Raw genomic sequence first — 17,605 nt, 5'->3', positions numbered from 1 at the left:
ATAATGCTTCAGCAGCTTAGCATTACAGGCACCAGCATTATTCACCTGTTATTTCAGGAGAAGCTAACTTCCTGAAAATAAAATATATTATATTAACAAAGAAAGATATATAGATGAGGTTCAATTTTAAATTAATATTAAATATACTCGGAATACTATTGATCTTCAATGGCATTTTCATGCTTCTATGTCTTCCTTTCTCGATTTACTATCGCGAAGCCTGGTGGCACCTGGCCGCCTCAGGAGGCATCACCGCACTTGTTGGCGGCATAATGACAGTCTCTACCAGAAAAAACACCAATAAAGAATTAAAGAAAAAAGATGGCTACCTCATAGTCACCCTAGGCTGGTTAATCATGTCTTTCTTCGGCACCATACCCTATCTGCTTTCTGGCTCCATACCAGATCTAACGAATGCCTTCTTTGAAACCATCTCCGGATATACCACCACAGGAGCATCCATTATTAACAACATAGAAGGCGTACCAAAAGGAATATTATTTTGGAGAAGCCTTACTCAATGGATCGGGGGAATGGGCATCATTGTTCTAGCTGTAGCCATACTACCCATCTTAGGCATAGGAGGCATGCAGCTCTTTGTAGCAGAAGCACCTGGCATCTCACCAGATAAAATGAAACCAAGGATAAAAGAAGTAGCTAAAAGACTCTGGTTCATGTATTTAGGGCTCACCATAGCAGAAACCATCTTACTTACCCTAGGAGGCATGACCTTTTATGATGCCATCAATCACTCACTCACCACCATGGCTACAGGTGGCTTTTCCACCAAAAATGCCAGTGTAGCCTATTACGAATCAGCTTACATTCAATATGTAATCATTGTATTCATGTTTCTGGCAGGCACTAACTTTACCATCACCTACTTTGGCCTGAAAGGAAAATTCAGAAAAGCATGGGACAATGAAGAATTTAGAAACTACTTTTTCATCACCCTTATACTTTCTATTTCTATATCCTTCTTTGTGTTTTCTTCCAAATGGGAAAGCTTCGAAAAGTCATTTAGAGATTCACTCTTCCAAGTAGTAAGTGTTATAACCACCACGGGCTTCGTTACGGCTGACTATACAGCCTGGGCTCCATTTCTCACTATAATATTTTTCTTACTTATGTTTATGGGAGCTTCGGCGGGCTCCACAGCTGGAGGTATTAAAGTGGTACGACATACTTTATTGTTTAAAAATTCATTTTTAGAAATGAAGCGACAGCTACATCCATCAGCCATCATACCTGTACGTCTTAATGGCATAGCTGTGAGCAGAGACATTACTTATAACGTACTTGCCTTTATCATGATCTATCTCTTGGTATATGGAGTGGGAGTATTCTTACTATCATTTACTGGAGAGGAATTCGACACTGCGCTTGGCGCCGTAGCCACCTGCCTAGGAAACATAGGCCCTGGTTTAGGAGCTGTGGGGCCTGTAAACAACTTTCATGACATTACAGGCTTCGGTAAGTGGCTCCTCTCCTTCCTTATGCTATTGGGCAGACTGGAGCTCTTCACCGTTTTAATGCTTTTTAATAAAAACTTCTGGCAGAAGGTTTAGCAAGTCACTCTTGCTCATCTTTTTAGATGAATGAAAAGTATACATTAAATTTTCCAGGGATCATGAATCAGTTAGAATTCCGAATCGACTAAGACCTTGTTAGAATATTTTTTTGTGTAAAAAATAAAGTACTTAGAATTGATTGAGAAAATTATTCTTATTCAAGAATAAATCAATGGTGTGTATTTCATCTAAATCTTTAAATCAGTTGACCAGTCACTAAAATAAAAGGCATAAAAAAAGCCGATTATTTTTCAATAACCGGCTTTTCACTTAGTAGCGGGAGCTGGACTCGAACCAGCGACCTTCGGGTTATGAGCCCGACGAGCTACCAACTGCTCCATCCCGCGATGTATCTTTAATATTAAATTATATCGCTTTTTTTATTTTCAAAACTTATCTTTTTAAGTTTCTCACCTTACTGTTTCTTAAAAGGATTACAAATGTAGTGGTCGGGAATCACAAAGTCAAGAGATGGCGTAAAAAAAATTCATTTATTTTAAAATTCCCCTTCAGAAGATAACTAAAAGGATCATTTTGAATTAAAAGACTACCTTTGCAAAAAATAAGAAGTATGGTTGAAAAATCTCACAAAGCTGGTTTCGTCAGTATAATAGGAAAACCTAATGTAGGTAAGTCTACTCTTATGAATAAAATGGTAGGAGAAAGATTATCTATTATAACCTCTAAGGCACAAACTACCCGTCATAGAATAATGGGTATAATCAGCGGTGATGATTTTCAAGTGATATATTCTGACACTCCGGGCATTATAAAGCCTGAGTATGAATTACACAACTCTATGATGAAGTTTGTTTATTCATCATTAGAAGATGCGGACGTAGTTCTTTTTGTTACTGACATCTATGAAAAATATGACGAAGAGCTGGAAGCGCAATTAAAAAAGATCAATCAGCCTTTAATATTTATTCTTAATAAAATAGACCAGGCCAAAGGCACGCAGGCCAGCGACAAGCTGGATTACTGGAAAGAAAATATAAAGGCCGATGCCTATCTGGCCGTATCAGCTTTGGAAGGCTTAAATGTAGACACTATTTTTAATACTATAGTGGAATTACTCCCTGAGCACCCGGCCTATTTCCCTAAAGATGAGCTTACGGATAAGCCGGAAAAGTTTTTTGTAGAAGAAATCATAAGAGAAAAAATATTTTTGAACTACAAAAAGGAAGTCCCTTACAGCACAGAAGTAGTGGTTACTGAATTTAAAGAAGATGATACCATTATTAGAATAAGGGCTGAGATATATGTAGAGAGGAAAAGCCAAAAAGGCATTATTATAGGAAAAGGTGGTGAAGCTTTAAAAAAAGTAGGTATCGCCTCCAGAACAGAATTAGAACAATTTTTCGATAAACAAATTCACCTTGAAACCTTTGTTAAGGTTGCAGAAAACTGGCGAAAAAAAGAAATAAGCCTTAAAAGGTTTGGGTATCGATCTTAATTTCCTTTAGAAAAATTTAAACATGGCAAATATATTAGCAATTGTAGGCAGACCAAATGTTGGCAAATCAACACTTTTCAATAGGTTAATTGAAAAGAAAAAGGCCATCATGGATGATGAAAGTGGGGTTACCCGAGATCGTCATTATGGCTATGCAGAATGGACTGGCAAGCATTTCACCGTAATAGATACTGGAGGATATGTTACTGGCTCTGAAGACAAGTTTGAGTCTCAGATAAGACATCAGGTGGAGTTGGCTCTAGAAGAAGCAACAGTAATTTTATTTATGGTAGACAGTTATATGGGGCTGACTGACTTGGATAAAGATTTTGCTAATGTTTTACGCTCTTCAAACAAGCCCATTTACTTGGTGGCGAACAAAGCAGACACTACCGAACGTATGCATATGGCTAACGAATTCTATGCCTTAGGCATGGGTGAGGTGATACCTATATCATCAGCCAGTGGCTCTGGAACTGGAGAACTGCTGGAAATAGTGGTAGAACACTTTGATGAAGGAAACGAAAACCCTGACGAAGGCATACCCAAACTAGCGATACTTGGTAGACCCAACGTAGGAAAGTCATCTTTTCTAAATGCACTATTAGGTGTAGATCGTACTATTGTTACTGATGAAGCTGGCACAACCAGAGATGCTATCAATACGCGCTATACAATGTACGGCAAAGACTTTATACTTACTGATACCGCTGGGATACGAAAAAAATCAAAGGTAAAAGAGGATATTGAGTTTTACTCTGTATTAAGATCCATACAAGCACTACAAGATAGCGATGTATGTGTGATTTTAGTAGATGCTGAAAGAGGCTTAGAAGCTCAAGACATGAACATAATTTCCTTGGCCATTAAATATAATAAGGGGATTATGATAATGGTTAATAAATGGGATTTGATTGAAAAAGACACTAAAACAGCAGATGTTTACAAAAAGAGCATTGAGCAAAAACTAGGTCAGTTAAATTTCATTCCTATAATTTTTACTTCCGTTACTAAGAAGCAAAGAATTTTTCAGGCAATAGAAAAAGCAATAGAAGTATATGACAATAAAACCAAAAAAATATCTACTTCTGAGCTTAACGATGTCCTACTCCCTGAGATAGAAAGGTACCCACCACCCGCCTTAAAAGGAAAATATATCAAAATTAAGTACGTCACCCAGCTTCCTGGTCAAATTCCTACCTTTGCTTTTTTCTGCAACCTCCCACAGTACATAAAAGCGCCATATGAGCGGTTTTTGGAGAATAAAATCAGAAAAAACTTCGGGTTAGAAGGTGTACCAATCAGGTTATTTTTTAGAAAAAAATAACTTCTATTTGACAGGTATCTAGATTGTACATATATTAGAGCCAAATTCAAAACCTGAAATATATGAGAAAACTATTAACATTTTTATTGGCTTTTACATTTTCATTAGCATTTGTAGCATGTGATAACAAAGCAAAAGAAGAATCTGCTGCTGAAGAAGTAGAGGAGTCTGTAGAAGAAGCTGGTGACAGCATGGAAGAGGCTGCTGAAGATGTAGAGGAGTCTGTGGAAGAATCTGCTGAAGAAGTAGAAGAAGAAGTTCAGTAGAGTTAAGCTCAAACTGAATAAAAAATATCTTTTATTAAAAAAGGCTTTAGGGAGTTTCTCTAAAGCCTTTTTTTTTGATTTATTTTGCGGGAAATGACTAGTTCTGAAAAGAAATTTAAAGAAGCACTAAAAAAACATTTGCCTGAAAAGGCCATTGACTACTGCCATTGGCTTTGGCATGAAAATGACTTTTCTCTAAAAATAAAAAAAAGAAGAGCCTCTAAATTAGGTGACTATAGGTTTGATCCTGCTACCGGCAAACAGAGTATCTCTGTAAACAATAACCTTAATCCCTACTCATTCCTTATTACTTACATTCATGAAGTGGCCCATTTGGTGACTTACTCTATCCATAAAAGAACAGTAAAACCTCATGGAGCAGAATGGAAGAAGAACTTTAGAAAACTGATGACTCCCATGCTCACCACAGATGTATTTCCACAAACTGTGCTGCAGCCGCTTAAGGAATATTTAAAAAACCCAAAAGCCTCTTCCTGCAATGACCATACTCTAATGGCTGCATTGAGGCTGCATGATACCCATGTAAGCCTCCAGCTGAGCGACATACCTACCGGAGAGCTATTTAAATTTAAGAACCGCGTATTTAGAAAAGAAAGCTTACGAAGAACGCGATATGTATGCTGCGAAGTGAGCTCAAACCTAAAATACCTCATATCCAAAATGGCGGAGGTAGAAAAGGTATGATTAGATAGAAAGACGCCTTTGTATAAGTTGGTCTACCAAAATGTAAAAACGGTTTGGAGCCATGGTTCTCCATTTATCTATCTGCAAACTCCCTCCCATATTAATGTACATGTCCACATTATAATTTTTGAGTTCCTCTTGTACAAACTCAGGAAAGTTAACAGCCGCAATCCAACCATCCTCCACATCTTCAAACCACTCTTCATAGTAACTATCATCAGAGCCATGAAAATTAAAAATATTCTCTCCTATTAAAATATATTTATTGACACCATGATGTGCATAATTCTCAATAATATTTCGCTTCAGATGCATAATATCATTGTTAATAGCATCATTCCACTCACCTATAAATTCCATGATAGCAAATCCCTCATCATAATCTGTGTAAAGCACTTTAATATAAAGTGTTTCTGATCCTATAAAATCCCATGCAGGGTCTATGTAATAACCATAAATATTTTCCGAATAAAGATCATGATTATACTCCTTCCCATAAAAGGGGGAAAGGCTATCTTCTGCCGGGTTATAAAGATGAAGCCATCTATAGTATGGTTCTATTTCGTGCATTCTACCTTACGTTATCTATTACTTTTCTTACTGAGCCGTGTTTTTTCAATAGCTTTTCCGCCTCCTCTCTGCTAATAGAAAGCTCATCCATGAGCATACGCGTACCTCTATCTACAAGTTTATTATTGCTTAACTGCATGTCTACCATCTTGTTGCCCTTCACGCGGCCAAGCTGTATCATTACAGAAGTAGAAATCATATTGAGTACCAGCTTTTGTGCAGTACCTGCCTTCATTCGAGTACTGCCAGTAACGAACTCTGGCCCTACTATGGCCTCTATAGGAAATTTTGCCTCTGCGGCCAAAGCTGAATCGGCATTGCAAGTAATACAACCTGTTACTAAACCTTGCTCATTAGCTTTTTTCACCCCTCCTATTACATAAGGCGTAGTTCCAGAAGCCGCAATACCTATAACAACATCTCCTTTATTAATATCATATACCTCCATGTCCTTCCAGGCTTGCTGTTCATCATCCTCAGCAAATTCCACTGCCTTCCTTATGGCCCCATCTCCACCTGCAATAAGGCCTATTACTCTATCATGAGGCATGCCGTAAGTAGGAGGAATCTCAGAGGCATCTAAAATACCCAACCTGCCGCTTGTACCCGCTCCTATATAAAACAATCGACCACCATCCTTCATTTTTGGCACTATCTCCTTTACCAGAGCTTCTATTTGTGGTATAGCCTGCTGCACTGCTTTAGGCACACTGGCATCTTCTTGGTTTATATTCTGAAGCAACTGTTGAATGCTCATCTGCTCCAGGTTATCAAAATTAGAACTTGACTCGGTTGTACTCATCTTTTTTCTATGATACTATTTTTGTGAAACAATGTTAAACCAGCGATGGGACTTTCAATAACATGTTTTAAAATTATTCCTTGCTCTGCCGCCACCTGTCTCAAAATATTATTGTAATAAAAAGCTACAGACCCTGTAAAGTGTACAGGCAACTGCTCAAAATTCTCATACTTTTTCACATTCTTTTCTATAAAAATGGTAAAACCTCTATGCACAAGATGATAAACATAAGGGTGATGAACATGATGAAATAAAAACCTAGAAAATTTAGCCAGATAACGATTAGGCATAGGCCCTTTATAAACATTCTCCAGCACTACTTCTTTAGTTAACTCATACTGCTTCACGAGCTTATCCGCCAGGTCAGAATCCATATCGCCTCTCAAAAAATCTGACACTAAATTAATGCCTAACCAAGCACCGCTACCTTCATCCCCCAGCGCATATCCAAGAGAGGGCACATTGCTGATAATATTGCGTCCATCATATAAACAAGAGTTGGTGCCTGTTCCTAATATACATGCTACGCCAGCTTCATGACCACATAGCGCCCTGGCTGCACCCAGCAAATCATGATGCACCCTTACTATCGCATTAGGAAATGCCTCTGCAAACACTCGCTCTAAGGAAGCTACATTATCCTTAGAAGAGCACCCTGCCCCATAAAAGAATACCTGATGCACTTCATGGTTTACTTGTGGCTTTAATGACTCCATAATCTCAGCTCTTATATCTTCTTCCTTCTGCTGGTATGGATTTATCCCTGCTGACTTATATTGCTCTACCGCTCCCTGTGAATCTATAAGGCGCCAGTCTGTTTTGGTACTACCGCTATCGGCTATTAATATCATAGATCTATAAATGACTATTTTTTCGTATATTAAAAAAATAAAGTTATCGGTTTATGAATTTAAAATGCGCAGCACTACTGATATGTTTATTAATATTTGCTACTACCGGCTGTAAAGATGATGATAATGCGCAACCTACTGCAAGCACTTCTCTACCTGTAGGAGCATCCTCTCAGGATTTTCTTTCGGATGAAAATTATCAAAGCCTTACAATAGAGATACAGTATATGGCTGGCTACGAACCATCAGACCAGGTTTTAGATAATTTAAAAAAATTTCTTTCTTCAATATTAAATAAGCCCTCTGGTATAATATTCATTAAAAATGAAATTGCTGCTGAAGGAAAAACAACTTATAGCGCCGAAGAAATCAGGACCCTTGAAAAAGATAAGCGAACTCAATTCAGCAACAGTTCAAACATGGCAGCATATTTTGTTTTTCTAGACGGTGGGTATGACAAAGATTCTTCCTCTTCAAAAGTTCTTGGAATAGCCTACCAAAACAGCTCTATGGCCATTTTTCAAAAAACTATTAAAAGCTTAAGCGGCGGCCTAGGTCAACCCAGCACCAATCTCTTAAACTCCACGGTAACTCAGCATGAATTTGGTCATATTTTAGGGCTGGTAAATAACGGCACTGATATGGTTTCTCAACATCAGGATGATGCTCATGGAAAACATTGTAATAACGCAGACTGCCTGATGTACTGGACTGTAGAAAACAGTAATGACCTGAGTGATTTTTTAGGCATGAGCAATCCTCCCTCCTTAGATACTAATTGCCTTACCGATTTAAAGGCCAATGGCGGGTTATAAATATTTTTTAAGCAGACCTACCACTTTAAACTTATCAAAGACATTCTCATTGTGAGGCGCATCTTCCAGCTCAGGGGTAAGGTCTTGCCCTGCCCAGTGTTCATAATGCTGACCACTTCTCCACAGCCTGGAGGCGGTTACATCATAAATCTTACCCTGATAAGCCACCCAAATATCATCCTTATCCTGCCCATTTCGTAAAGCCAGTTGCCCGACTGTATAAGTCGGAATATTATTTTCATCCATAAAAATACCTTAGATCAAGATTCGCCTTCCTTTAAATTTTAAGAAAGTAAAAGTATATATTCAGCTAAGCGCAGCAAAGATGGGAAATTTAATATTGTTATGCTTTCTGGCAACTACAGCAACTTCTTGCCATCAGGCTATTTCAAAAATGTCAAATTCGAAATCATCCCCCATTGACCATAAAGTTGAAGCCCCTTAAAAAAACCTTATGCCTAAAATACCAAGTGAAACAAAAACTTAATAATTACATTAAAAATTAGATATACATCATTAAATATCATCATTAAAACAAAAGCAATACATATATGCCAAATTTTCAATATTAATACTTTTAAAGAAACCGCTTATCCAGTAAATCTTCCAATCTTCATAAAAAACCTTCAAAATAACTTTTCCTTCGTTTCACTTAGTATGGAAATCACAAAACGCTATTATAAAGCCATCACACTCAGCATTCTAATTATGTTGGTAGCTTCTGTATATTCATGCCAAAAAATGATGCATAAATACTTACTTGAGGCCTCACCAAAAAGGGAGGTATTAGTAGTAAGTAATAACTCTTCCACAACAGGTGGGCATGTAACTTCTGTTCTCATTAATAGCTTACTAAAGCTTAAAAGAAAATCATTAATCAAGATCCAACATTAAGAATACTCCTCTCCAAAATTATTTATGTATTTTTGGAGTCAATATCATGTTTGGATTATTCACAAAGAAAAGAGACGAGCAAAAGCTTCCCAGGCTACTTGATTTAAATGGAGAAGCTCTGCAAGTGGGAGATTTGGTAAAAGCACTTCGCTATGAGCTGGGAGAAGCCAGGCTTATACTAGAAGAAAACACCTACTATTATGAATCTCTCCATAATGGAGAGAAAGTGATTTGGCTTAAAATGATAGATGCCTCCACAGAAAATCAAAAAGTTTTAAAAAACTCGTAGCATTACTTTTTCACCTCTTTCCATTCCAGAATATCAACCAATTCAGCAACTTGCTTCTCTAAAATCTTAAGAGATTCTGGGGCTCCATGATAATCCTTTACTTTTTTCACTCTTCCATTATGATTAAAAGTAAGGTAAGTGGTAGGCATGTCAGAAATATTAGCTGTATACTCTTTTTCATACGCAAAGAATTCGCCCCCTTCAAAAGCTGAGACCAACGAATTTAATTGGCTATCACTCATTTCAGCAATATAATTCCCTTCAAGAGGCAAATGTTGTACTGCGTGTAACTTCGCAGTATTATCTGCAAATATTTCTATTGTGTATACTGGGCAAGTACCAAAACAGGGCGTTTTCTCCATTTTAATAACCGGATCTTCCTGGGACTCAGTTTTCTGGGCGGATTTACATGAAATTATGGCTATTAAAAGAAGTAGTAATATATTTTTCATAGCTCGATATTAAATATTTTTTATCAAAGAGTATTATATTGAATATTAAATGTTTTTAACAGCAAGTGTATGAAGAAGATTTTACCATCTATTTTATTTTCCATTTTTGCTTTCGCTCAAAGTCTTGAATGTTTTTCGCAAGACATGAATCAACTCAACCAGAAGTTTGAAATTATTTGCTATGCCACAGATATTAGCAGTGGTGTAAGAATCTTACCTCCACCTAGTACAGGCAGCGCGCGCCAAAGCGCTGTTAATATAGAAGTAAATTATAGCAGCGGCTTCACACCTGAAGCCCGTGCGGCTTTTCAACGAGCTGTAGATATTTGGGCATCTTTACTAAAATCATCAGTTACTATAAAAATAGATGCTTACTGGAGACCATTGGGCTCAAATGTATTGGGCAGTGCGGGCTGGAATAATGCCTTCCAAAATTTCGAAGGAGCATTGAGGCAAAACACATGGTACCCTGTAGCTCTAGCCGAAAAAATGGCTAACAGAGACCTGAATGATCCTGAAAGTGCCGATATTGTAGCTAATTTCAACAGTGACTTCGATTGGTACTTAGGAACAGATGGCAACCCTGCCCCAGGCCAGTATGACCTCGTATCTGTAGTACTCCACGAGATTGGCCATGGCCTTGGCTTTGTTGATTCATTTGGTTACGAAGAAGGCATAGCCAGCTATGGATTAGGAGGTAGTGAGGTATTCCCTTTTATCTATGATACTTATGTGGCCAATGCCAGCAAGGTTTCTTTAATGAACATTCACAATAACCCTTCCCGCGAATTAGGTAGTGCTGTCACCAATGGAAGTGTATATTTTAACTCTCCAATTGCTAGTAACAACCATGGCGACGTAAAACTGTATGCTCCAATTTCATGGAACAGTGGCTCTAGCATCGCCCACTTAGATGAAAACACCTATAACAATACCGCCAATGCTTTAATGACGCCTCAAATAGGCCCGCAAGAAATTATGCAATCCCCTGGCCCCATCACTATGGATATGTTTACCGATATGGGCTGGACCTATACATATATCAATCATACTCAATTACCCAATACTGAAGATATTAATGCTGAAAACTATCAAGTAATTGCCTCCATCAATAGCGACAATGGCTATGATGAGAATAGCGTGACCCTCCATTACTCTCATGATGCTTTCTCCAGTGCAGAAAAGTTAGTAACCATGACACCTACGGGTAATTCAAACGAATTTTCTGCCTCAATACCCTCTATCAAGCTAGACGGGGCCTTATACAGCTACTACATCACTGTAAACGACAACCTAGAAAGAACATTTTCCAAACCTTCGGCAGCTCCAGATTTTTTCTACTTTTTCAAAAGCGATATTGATACAGAGGCTCCAATCATAACGCATGAAGAACCCAGCTTTGTAAGAGACACCGATAATGAACTGGTTCTTGAAGCAGTAGTAAGAGATTTCCTTCCTTTGGAAGAAGTTACACTTAACTATAACATAAATGGAGGGACTACTCAAACAGAAACATTTATACTGGTTGATGAATTTGACAGCTTATATCAAACTACGGTAAACCTCACCTCTTTTAACCTTGGGGAAGGAGATGTTTTTAATTACAGCATAACAGCCGTAGATCAGGCAGGAACAGCAAATAGTGCTACTTACCCAAACAGTGGAAGCATTTCAATTCCTGTAGTAGCCTTGGCTCCTACAGTGATGAAATACCATAATAATTTCAATAGCCCTTCTAATGATTTCTTTATAAGTAAAAATTTTAGTGTTGCCACACCTACAGGCTTCTCAAATGGCGCTATCCATTCTGATCACCCCTACCTTGATGGCACCGGAACCGACTTCGAAAGCGATTATACTTACATGATGCGAGTACCTATTATTTTAAATGATAGAGATGCTCTAATCACTTTTCAGGAGGTAGTTCTAATAGAGCCTGGAGAAAGTACCGCAAGCTTTGGCAGTACTGATTTCTACGATTATGTAATAGTAGAAGGTTCCAAAGACGGAGGCCGCACCTGGACCCCTTTTGCCAATGGTTATGATAGCAGGAGCAACTCAGATTGGCTCGCCAGTTACAATGCTAATATGGATAGTGATAATAACTCCACTACTCAGGGCTCATCATCGATGTATAAGAAGCGAACTATTGACATGCTAGCTAATGGAACCTTTAAGCCCGGAGAAGAAATTCTGGTACAATTCAGGCTTCACTCAGATCAGTTTGCTCATGGTTGGGGCTGGGCCATAGACAATTTACAAATACAAACCGATCAGCAAGGGCCTGAGATAAGGCATAATTATGAAGACTATATTTTGAACAATCTTAGTTTATCGGTACTTGCTGAGGTTACTGATAATTTTGAAGTAGACAGCGTAGCCATCGAATTCTTCTATAAAGGATCTCCCAACACAGTGTTTCAGTTTGACCCTAATGTAACCAACACCTATGAAGCCGTATTAAATCTTGAAAACCTGCAACTGGGTGAAACTATTCAATACAGAATTATTGCGTTTGATAATAACGAACCAGAAGCTAACATCTCCTACCTTCCTTCAGAAGATACTTTTTTCAATGTAAGCTATATCAAATTTGATAATCCTGCAGCATCTTATTCATTCAATGGCAGTTCATCGGCAAATGATTTTATTGGCAATTTCTTTGAAATTACTGATGCAGGAGACTTTAGCTCTCCGTTAATACAATCAGTGCATCCTTACTACACAGGTTTTGGCATAGGGGACAGCAGCAATTTCACCTACACTTTAAAGAAACCTATAACTATAGATGGTAACAAACCTTTAATTGGATTTAAAGAAGTAGTATTAGTTGAACCCAATTCTTCTGGTGTACCTGGCAACGCTACTTACAAAGATTATGTAGTGGTAGAAGGTTCCGCAGACAATGGCACTACTTGGCACCCATTCATAGAAGGCTATGATTCAAAAAACTATTCTGCGTGGAGCCAGTCTTTTGCCAACTCAGCTGATGGTAATCAATCGCTATTTAAGTACAGGGTAATTAACATGACAAGATCAGGTCATTTCAAGGCTAATGATAATGTACTCATCCGCATCAGGCTGATGTCTGACAGTGAAATAAATGGCTGGGGCTGGGCCATCGATGAGTTTGAAGTGCAAACAGATGCAATTGCCTCAGTAGATGATAAACTCAGCTTTGAGGAATTAATTTTTTACCCTAACCCAGCAAAAAATTTACTCTCATTATCCATAAAAGATTCAAGACCTCTGGATCAATTAACCATAAAGATGTTTAATAGCCAAGGTCAAAATATCTATCAAAATCAATTTGAAGGGGGAAGTAATTCGCTATCTACCTCAATAGATGTTAATAATGAACCATCTGGAATTTATCTGGTAAATATCTCTACTAAAAAAGGATCTGTAACCAGAAAAATAATTATTAGCCAATAATTAACCATATAAAGTAATCGAATGGCAGGTGTAGGCGAAATGTGATTTTGATTCTAACGTTTTTGCTTTAACTTTGTGCCAATTTATACAAAAGCATAATTTCGCAAACCACACAAACACTTTTACATGCCAAGAGATAGGAGCATCAGGTCAGTTTTAATCATTGGAAGCGGACCTATTGTTATTGGACAAGCATGTGAATTCGATTATTCCGGATCACAAGCCTCGCGTTCACTAAGAGAAGAAGGTATAGAAGTCATTCTGATCAATTCCAACCCGGCAACGATTATGACTGACAAGGTCACTGCAGACCACATTTACCTCAAGCCACTCACTAAAAAATCCATTAAAGAAATCCTAGAAAAGCACAATATTGACGCTGTACTACCTACTATGGGAGGACAAACAGCGCTCAATCTGGCCATAGAATGCCAAAAAGCTGGACTATGGGAGCATTATGGAGTTAAAATAATCGGAGTAGACATCGATGCGATCGAAACTACTGAAGATCGTGAGAAGTTCCGATTAAAAATGAATGAACTAGGGGTAAATGTATGTAAAGGTGAAACAGCCACCTCTTTCTTACAAGGAAAAGAAATCGCACAAGAGATAGGTTTCCCTCTAGTAATAAGGCCTTCTTATACTTTAGGGGGTTCTGGTGGGGGCTTTGTAAACTCACCCGACGAATTTGAAAAAGCACTTACTCACGGCTTACACACTTCACCTATTCATGAAGTACTTATTGAACAAAGTATTCTTGGATGGAAAGAATATGAACTGGAGCTGCTAAGAGATAATAAAGGTAATATCATTATTATCTGTTCTATTGAGAACTTTGACCCTATGGGTGTACATACAGGAGACTCTATTACTGTAGCTCCTGCCATGACATTGCCAGACACCGTTTATCAAGAGATGCGTAACCTCGCTATTAGAATGATGAACGGAATAGGTATGTTCGCAGGTGGCTGTAACGTACAGTTTGCTGTTAACCCTGACGATGATTCTATTATAGGAATTGAAATCAACCCTAGGGTATCAAGATCATCAGCCCTAGCATCTAAAGCTACTGGTTATCCAATCGCAAAAATAGCAGCCAAACTGGCCATTGGTTATAACCTTGATGAACTAAGCAACGCCATCACAGGCACTACTTCTGCTTACTTCGAACCTGCATTAGATTATGTTATTGTAAAAATACCTAGATGGAACTTTGATAAGTTCCAAGGTTCTGACAGACACCTAGGCCTCTCTATGAAATCTGTAGGAGAGGTTATGGGTATTGGAAGAAACTTCCAGGAAGCCCTTCAAAAAGCCTGTCAGTCACTAGAAATAAAAAGAAATGGTCTGGGAGCCGATGGCAAAGAGCTTACTGACCAAAAAGCAATATTAGAAAGTCTGGAGCACCCTAGCTGGAACAGACTATTCCATATCTATGACGCCTTCAAATTGGGAGTATCTTTCAAAACTATTGAAAAGCTCACCAAAATAGACAAATGGTTCTTGAACCAGATCGAGGAACTTATCCTTCTGGAAGATGAAATAGAAAAACACACTATAGATACACTGCCTTTCGAACTGCTTAAAGAAGCTAAGGAAAAAGGTTACGCCGATAGACAACTAGGTCATTTGATGAGATGTCTTGAAAGCGAAGTATTTAACAAACGCAAAGATCTTGGCCTTAACAGAGTCTACAAACTTGTAGATACCTGTGCTGCTGAGTTTGAAGCTCAAACTCCATATTATTATTCTACTTTTGGTCAGGAAAACGAATCTAAGGTTTCTGATAAAAAGAAGGTAATTGTATTAGGTTCTGGTCCTAACAGAATAGGTCAGGGAATAGAGTTTGATTATTCTTGTGTACATGGAATTTTGGCTGCCAAAGAATGTGGCTATGAAACCATCATGATTAACTGTAACCCTGAAACAGTATCTACAGATTTCGATGTAGCAGACAAGCTATACTTCGAGCCTGTTTTCTGGGAGCACATTTATGAAATAATTCTTCAGGAGAACCCAGTAGGAGTTATCGTGCAGCTAGGTGGGCAAACTGCTTTGAAGCTAGCCGAAAAGTTAGAGAAATATGGTATTAAAATATTAGGTACTAACTTCGAATCTCTTGACTTGGCAGAAGATAGAGGCAGTTTCTCTAATATCTTGAAAGACAATGACATCCCCTACCCAGAATTTGGAGTAGCAGAAGATGCCGAAACAGCTATTGAATTATCCAAAGATATCGGATTCCCTTTATTAGTGAGACCATCTTATGTATTAGGAGGTCAGAGCATGAAAATTGTTATCAATGAAACAGAGCTGGAATCTCATATTGTAGATATATTGAGAAACATCCCTGGCAATAAAGTATTACTAGATCACTTCCTTGATGGCGCGATAGAGGCCGAGGCAGATGCCATCTGTGATGGTGAAGATGTTTACATCATAGGAATTATGCAGCACATAGAGCCCGCAGGTATTCACTCTGGAGACTCATATGCCGTATTACCTCCATATAACTTAGGTGATTTAGTTATCGCTCAGATAGAAGCCTATACTAAAAAAATCGCCTTGGCTCTTAATACTGTAGGCCTTATAAACATACAGTTCGCCATTAAAGACAACAAAGTGTACATTATTGAAGCTAACCCTAGGGCGTCTCGTACTGTACCATTCATTTGTAAAGCATATGACGAACCTTATGTGAATTATGCCGTTAAAGTAATGTTAGGGGAGAAAAAAGTTAAAGACTTTAATTTCAGCCCTATGAAAAAAGGATACGCTATAAAAGAACCGGTCTTCTCATTTGAGAAATTCCCTAACGTAAATAAAGAGTTAGGCCCTGAAATGAAATCTACCGGAGAGGCTATCTATTTTATTGAAGATCTTATGGATGATTTCTTCCTGAAGATCTACGCTGAAAGAAACCTATATTTGAGTAAATAGGTTATTACTTTAAACTGAAAGCATATGGGATTTTTAAAAGCTGTAATAATTGCTTGTCTTATCATCTACCTCATAAATAAGGTATTTGGTATGATTATAAAGTTTTTAGCTGGCGGCTCTACTGCTAACCAGCGTAGTGGAAGTGCAAATGGAAACAGAAACTATAACCAGACACAATCAGCCAATTACAGGCAAAATGGAGACATTAATATAGATTATGTTCCCAAAAACAATTCCCATAAAGACGTAAATGACTTCAAAGGAGGAGAATACGTAGATTACGAAGAGGTAAAAGAATAAGTTATTTATAAAATAATTTTAGTAATTTATGCCCCGTTTTGTCTCCTCTTGGGAGATTAGAACGGGGCTTTTTAATTTTAGACATTATGACATCAATTGATTTTTATAAATACCAGGCCACTGGCAACGATTTTATTCTCATAGACAATCGAGATCCTCAGCTAGAACTTACCAAAGAAGAAATTATTCATCTCTGTGATCGTAAGTTTGGCATTGGCTCCGATGGGCTCATACTTATCCAAAACCATGAAGAATATGACTTTGAGATGGTTTTTTACAACCCCGACAGCAGCCAAAGCCTCTGCGGTAATGGCAGCCGCTGTGCTGTTAACTTCGCCAAATTTCTAGGCATCATAGACTCTACTACTCATTTCCTGGCTTTTGACGGAGTCCATTTTGCCGAAATTCTTGACAATGGTGAAGTCAGGTTAAAAATGTCTGATGTACAAAATGTCAGGCTTATGGGAGATGGTATATTTGTTGATACAGGTTCTCCACATCTTATTAAGTACGTCATCAATATTGACAACTTTAGAGTTTATGAAGAAGGCAAAGCCATTCGAAATGGAGGACTCTTCAAAGCAGCTGGCGTAAATGTAAATTTTGTGGAAATTACCGGTGCTGATCAAATATTTGTGAGAACTTATGAAAGAGGAGTGGAAAACGAAACCTTATCATGCGGTACCGGTGTTACAGCAGCTGCACTAGCCTCTAGCACTAAAGAGCTAAATTCGCCTGTTAAAGTAAACACCAAAGGAGGAAATTTAAGCGTGGAGTTTGAAAAAAATGAGGACATGAGCTTCTCAAATGTTTATCTTTTAGGCCCTGCAAAAGAGGTTTTTAAAGGCTCAATTGAATTGGACAAATAATTTAATAAATAATTAGTATAAAAGGCCTTAACTTTAGGCAAAGAAAATATTGTAACTAAGAGC

General features: G+C 38.0%; 17 protein-coding genes and 1 tRNA gene. 11 read left to right on the top strand and 7 right to left on the bottom strand.

The window, feature by feature from the left end; genetic code table 11:
• Positions 1 to 113 precede the first annotated feature (113 nt).
• Complete coding sequence (locus JL102_RS02360; protein ID WP_202242067.1) at positions 114 to 1,568, top strand: TrkH family potassium uptake protein; 1,455 nt, start codon at positions 114 to 116, stop codon at positions 1,566 to 1,568.
• A 277-nt stretch (positions 1,569 to 1,845) separates the two neighbouring features.
• On the opposite strand, the gene JL102_RS02355 is transcribed toward JL102_RS02360, so the two are convergent.
• Positions 1,846 to 1,918: transfer RNA gene (locus tag JL102_RS02355), tRNA-Met, on the bottom strand.
• A 224-nt stretch (positions 1,919 to 2,142) separates the two neighbouring features.
• Here JL102_RS02355 and era point away from each other — a divergent pair.
• The 4 genes from era to JL102_RS02335 all read left to right on the top strand — a co-directional run bounded on the left by era (position 2,143) and on the right by JL102_RS02335 (position 5,325).
• Positions 2,143 to 3,027, top strand: coding sequence for a GTPase Era (gene era / locus JL102_RS02350; protein WP_202242457.1), 885 nt, complete (start codon positions 2,143 to 2,145; stop codon positions 3,025 to 3,027).
• Between the two features lie 22 nt (positions 3,028 to 3,049).
• Entirely contained in the window at positions 3,050 to 4,354 is a 1,305-nt protein-coding gene (gene der, locus JL102_RS02345; RefSeq protein ID WP_202242066.1) for a ribosome biogenesis GTPase Der, read from the top strand.
• A 62-nt stretch (positions 4,355 to 4,416) separates the two neighbouring features.
• Positions 4,417 to 4,620, top strand: a complete 204-nt coding sequence (locus tag JL102_RS02340) for a hypothetical protein (RefSeq protein WP_202242065.1) — start codon at positions 4,417 to 4,419, stop codon at positions 4,618 to 4,620.
• 93 nt (positions 4,621 to 4,713) lie between these two features.
• Complete coding sequence (locus JL102_RS02335) at positions 4,714 to 5,325, top strand: SprT-like domain-containing protein (protein ID WP_202242064.1); 612 nt, start codon at positions 4,714 to 4,716, stop codon at positions 5,323 to 5,325.
• Here the strand turns inward: JL102_RS02335 and JL102_RS02330 are convergent, their stop codons facing one another.
• The 3 genes from JL102_RS02330 to JL102_RS02320 are packed head-to-tail and all read right to left on the bottom strand — an operon-like array spanning position 5,326 to position 7,548.
• On the bottom strand, positions 5,326 to 5,895 hold the full coding sequence (locus JL102_RS02330) for a hypothetical protein (protein WP_202242063.1): 570 nt from the start codon (positions 5,893 to 5,895) through the stop codon (positions 5,326 to 5,328).
• A gap of 1 nt (position 5,896) precedes the next feature.
• The gene (gene murQ, locus JL102_RS02325; RefSeq protein ID WP_202242062.1) at positions 5,897 to 6,697 is read right to left on the bottom strand and encodes an N-acetylmuramic acid 6-phosphate etherase; all 801 of its coding nucleotides are present in this window, start codon (positions 6,695 to 6,697) and stop codon (positions 5,897 to 5,899) included.
• Entirely contained in the window at positions 6,694 to 7,548 is an 855-nt protein-coding gene (locus tag JL102_RS02320; RefSeq protein WP_202242061.1) for an N-acetylglucosamine kinase, read from the bottom strand. The genes murQ and JL102_RS02320 overlap by 4 nt, the downstream gene beginning before the upstream one ends.
• A 53-nt stretch (positions 7,549 to 7,601) precedes the next feature.
• On the opposite strand from JL102_RS02320, the gene JL102_RS02315 reads away from it, so the two are divergent.
• On the top strand, positions 7,602 to 8,363 hold the full coding sequence (locus JL102_RS02315) for a zinc metalloprotease (RefSeq protein WP_202242060.1): 762 nt from the start codon (positions 7,602 to 7,604) through the stop codon (positions 8,361 to 8,363).
• On the opposite strand, the gene JL102_RS02310 is transcribed toward JL102_RS02315, so the two are convergent.
• Together JL102_RS02310 and JL102_RS02305 are read right to left on the bottom strand one after the other, a co-directional pair.
• Positions 8,358 to 8,609, bottom strand: coding sequence for a cytochrome b5 domain-containing protein (locus JL102_RS02310; protein WP_202242059.1), 252 nt, complete (start codon positions 8,607 to 8,609; stop codon positions 8,358 to 8,360). The two genes, JL102_RS02315 and JL102_RS02310, sit on opposite strands and share 6 nt — an antisense overlap.
• Before the next feature lie 431 nt (positions 8,610 to 9,040).
• The gene (locus JL102_RS02305; protein ID WP_202242058.1) at positions 9,041 to 9,205 is read right to left on the bottom strand and encodes a hypothetical protein; all 165 of its coding nucleotides are present in this window, start codon (positions 9,203 to 9,205) and stop codon (positions 9,041 to 9,043) included.
• A 98-nt stretch (positions 9,206 to 9,303) separates the two neighbouring features.
• Here JL102_RS02305 and JL102_RS02300 point away from each other — a divergent pair, with 98 nt between their 5' ends.
• Positions 9,304 to 9,546, top strand: coding sequence for a hypothetical protein (locus tag JL102_RS02300; protein ID WP_202242057.1), 243 nt, complete (start codon positions 9,304 to 9,306; stop codon positions 9,544 to 9,546).
• Between the two features lie 2 nt (positions 9,547 to 9,548).
• Here JL102_RS02300 and JL102_RS02295 read toward each other — a convergent pair whose 3' ends face one another.
• Positions 9,549 to 9,998: a DUF6438 domain-containing protein gene (locus JL102_RS02295; RefSeq protein WP_202242056.1), complete on the bottom strand. Its 450-nt coding sequence runs from the start codon at positions 9,996 to 9,998 to the stop codon at positions 9,549 to 9,551.
• Between the two features lie 69 nt (positions 9,999 to 10,067).
• Between JL102_RS02295 and JL102_RS02290 the strand changes: the two genes are divergently transcribed.
• From JL102_RS02290 to dapF, 4 genes are all read left to right on the top strand, one after another.
• Positions 10,068 to 13,433 carry a T9SS type A sorting domain-containing protein gene (locus JL102_RS02290; protein WP_202242055.1) on the top strand — a complete coding sequence of 1,122 codons (3,366 nt, stop codon included), beginning with the start codon at positions 10,068 to 10,070 and terminating at the stop codon, positions 13,431 to 13,433.
• 126 nt (positions 13,434 to 13,559) lie between these two features.
• Positions 13,560 to 16,373 carry a carbamoyl-phosphate synthase large subunit gene (gene carB, locus JL102_RS02285; protein WP_202242054.1) on the top strand — a complete coding sequence of 938 codons (2,814 nt, stop codon included), beginning with the start codon at positions 13,560 to 13,562 and terminating at the stop codon, positions 16,371 to 16,373.
• Between the two features lie 24 nt (positions 16,374 to 16,397).
• A complete protein-coding gene (locus tag JL102_RS02280) occupies positions 16,398 to 16,673 on the top strand; it encodes a DUF4834 family protein (RefSeq protein WP_202242053.1) in 276 nt (91 codons plus the stop codon).
• 86 nt (positions 16,674 to 16,759) lie between these two features.
• A complete protein-coding gene (dapF, locus tag JL102_RS02275) occupies positions 16,760 to 17,542 on the top strand; it encodes a diaminopimelate epimerase (protein ID WP_202242052.1) in 783 nt (260 codons plus the stop codon).
• Positions 17,543 to 17,605 lie beyond the last annotated feature (63 nt).

It is taken from the genome of Fulvivirga sediminis, from assembly GCF_016757215.1.
Lineage (GTDB): Bacteria > Bacteroidota > Bacteroidia > Cytophagales > Cyclobacteriaceae > Fulvivirga > Fulvivirga sediminis.
Note: the sequence above shows the minus strand (reverse complement) of the source record. Positions and strands in the feature narration are given on the sequence as shown.

Coding starts and splice junctions, on each gene's coding strand:
- JL102_RS02305 (WP_202242058.1), bottom strand. CDS start 9,205: ATGAGAACAGAAGTTACATGCCCACCTGTTGTGGAAGAGTTATTACTT.
- JL102_RS02340 (WP_202242065.1), top strand. CDS start 4,417: ATGAGAAAACTATTAACATTTTTATTGGCTTTTACATTTTCATTAGCA.
- JL102_RS02320 (WP_202242061.1), bottom strand. CDS start 7,548: ATGATATTAATAGCCGATAGCGGTAGTACCAAAACAGACTGGCGCCTT.
- dapF (WP_202242052.1), top strand. CDS start 16,760: ATGACATCAATTGATTTTTATAAATACCAGGCCACTGGCAACGATTTT.
- JL102_RS02335 (WP_202242064.1), top strand. CDS start 4,714: ATGACTAGTTCTGAAAAGAAATTTAAAGAAGCACTAAAAAAACATTTG.
- JL102_RS02330 (WP_202242063.1), bottom strand. CDS start 5,895: ATGCACGAAATAGAACCATACTATAGATGGCTTCATCTTTATAACCCG.
- JL102_RS02360 (WP_202242067.1), top strand. CDS start 114: ATGAGGTTCAATTTTAAATTAATATTAAATATACTCGGAATACTATTG.
- carB (WP_202242054.1), top strand. CDS start 13,560: ATGCCAAGAGATAGGAGCATCAGGTCAGTTTTAATCATTGGAAGCGGA.
- der (WP_202242066.1), top strand. CDS start 3,050: ATGGCAAATATATTAGCAATTGTAGGCAGACCAAATGTTGGCAAATCA.
- JL102_RS02315 (WP_202242060.1), top strand. CDS start 7,602: ATGAATTTAAAATGCGCAGCACTACTGATATGTTTATTAATATTTGCT.
- murQ (WP_202242062.1), bottom strand. CDS start 6,697: ATGAGTACAACCGAGTCAAGTTCTAATTTTGATAACCTGGAGCAGATG.
- JL102_RS02300 (WP_202242057.1), top strand. CDS start 9,304: ATGTTTGGATTATTCACAAAGAAAAGAGACGAGCAAAAGCTTCCCAGG.
- era (WP_202242457.1), top strand. CDS start 2,143: ATGGTTGAAAAATCTCACAAAGCTGGTTTCGTCAGTATAATAGGAAAA.
- JL102_RS02280 (WP_202242053.1), top strand. CDS start 16,398: ATGGGATTTTTAAAAGCTGTAATAATTGCTTGTCTTATCATCTACCTC.
- JL102_RS02310 (WP_202242059.1), bottom strand. CDS start 8,609: ATGGATGAAAATAATATTCCGACTTATACAGTCGGGCAACTGGCTTTA.
- JL102_RS02295 (WP_202242056.1), bottom strand. CDS start 9,998: ATGAAAAATATATTACTACTTCTTTTAATAGCCATAATTTCATGTAAA.
- JL102_RS02290 (WP_202242055.1), top strand. CDS start 10,068: ATGAAGAAGATTTTACCATCTATTTTATTTTCCATTTTTGCTTTCGCT.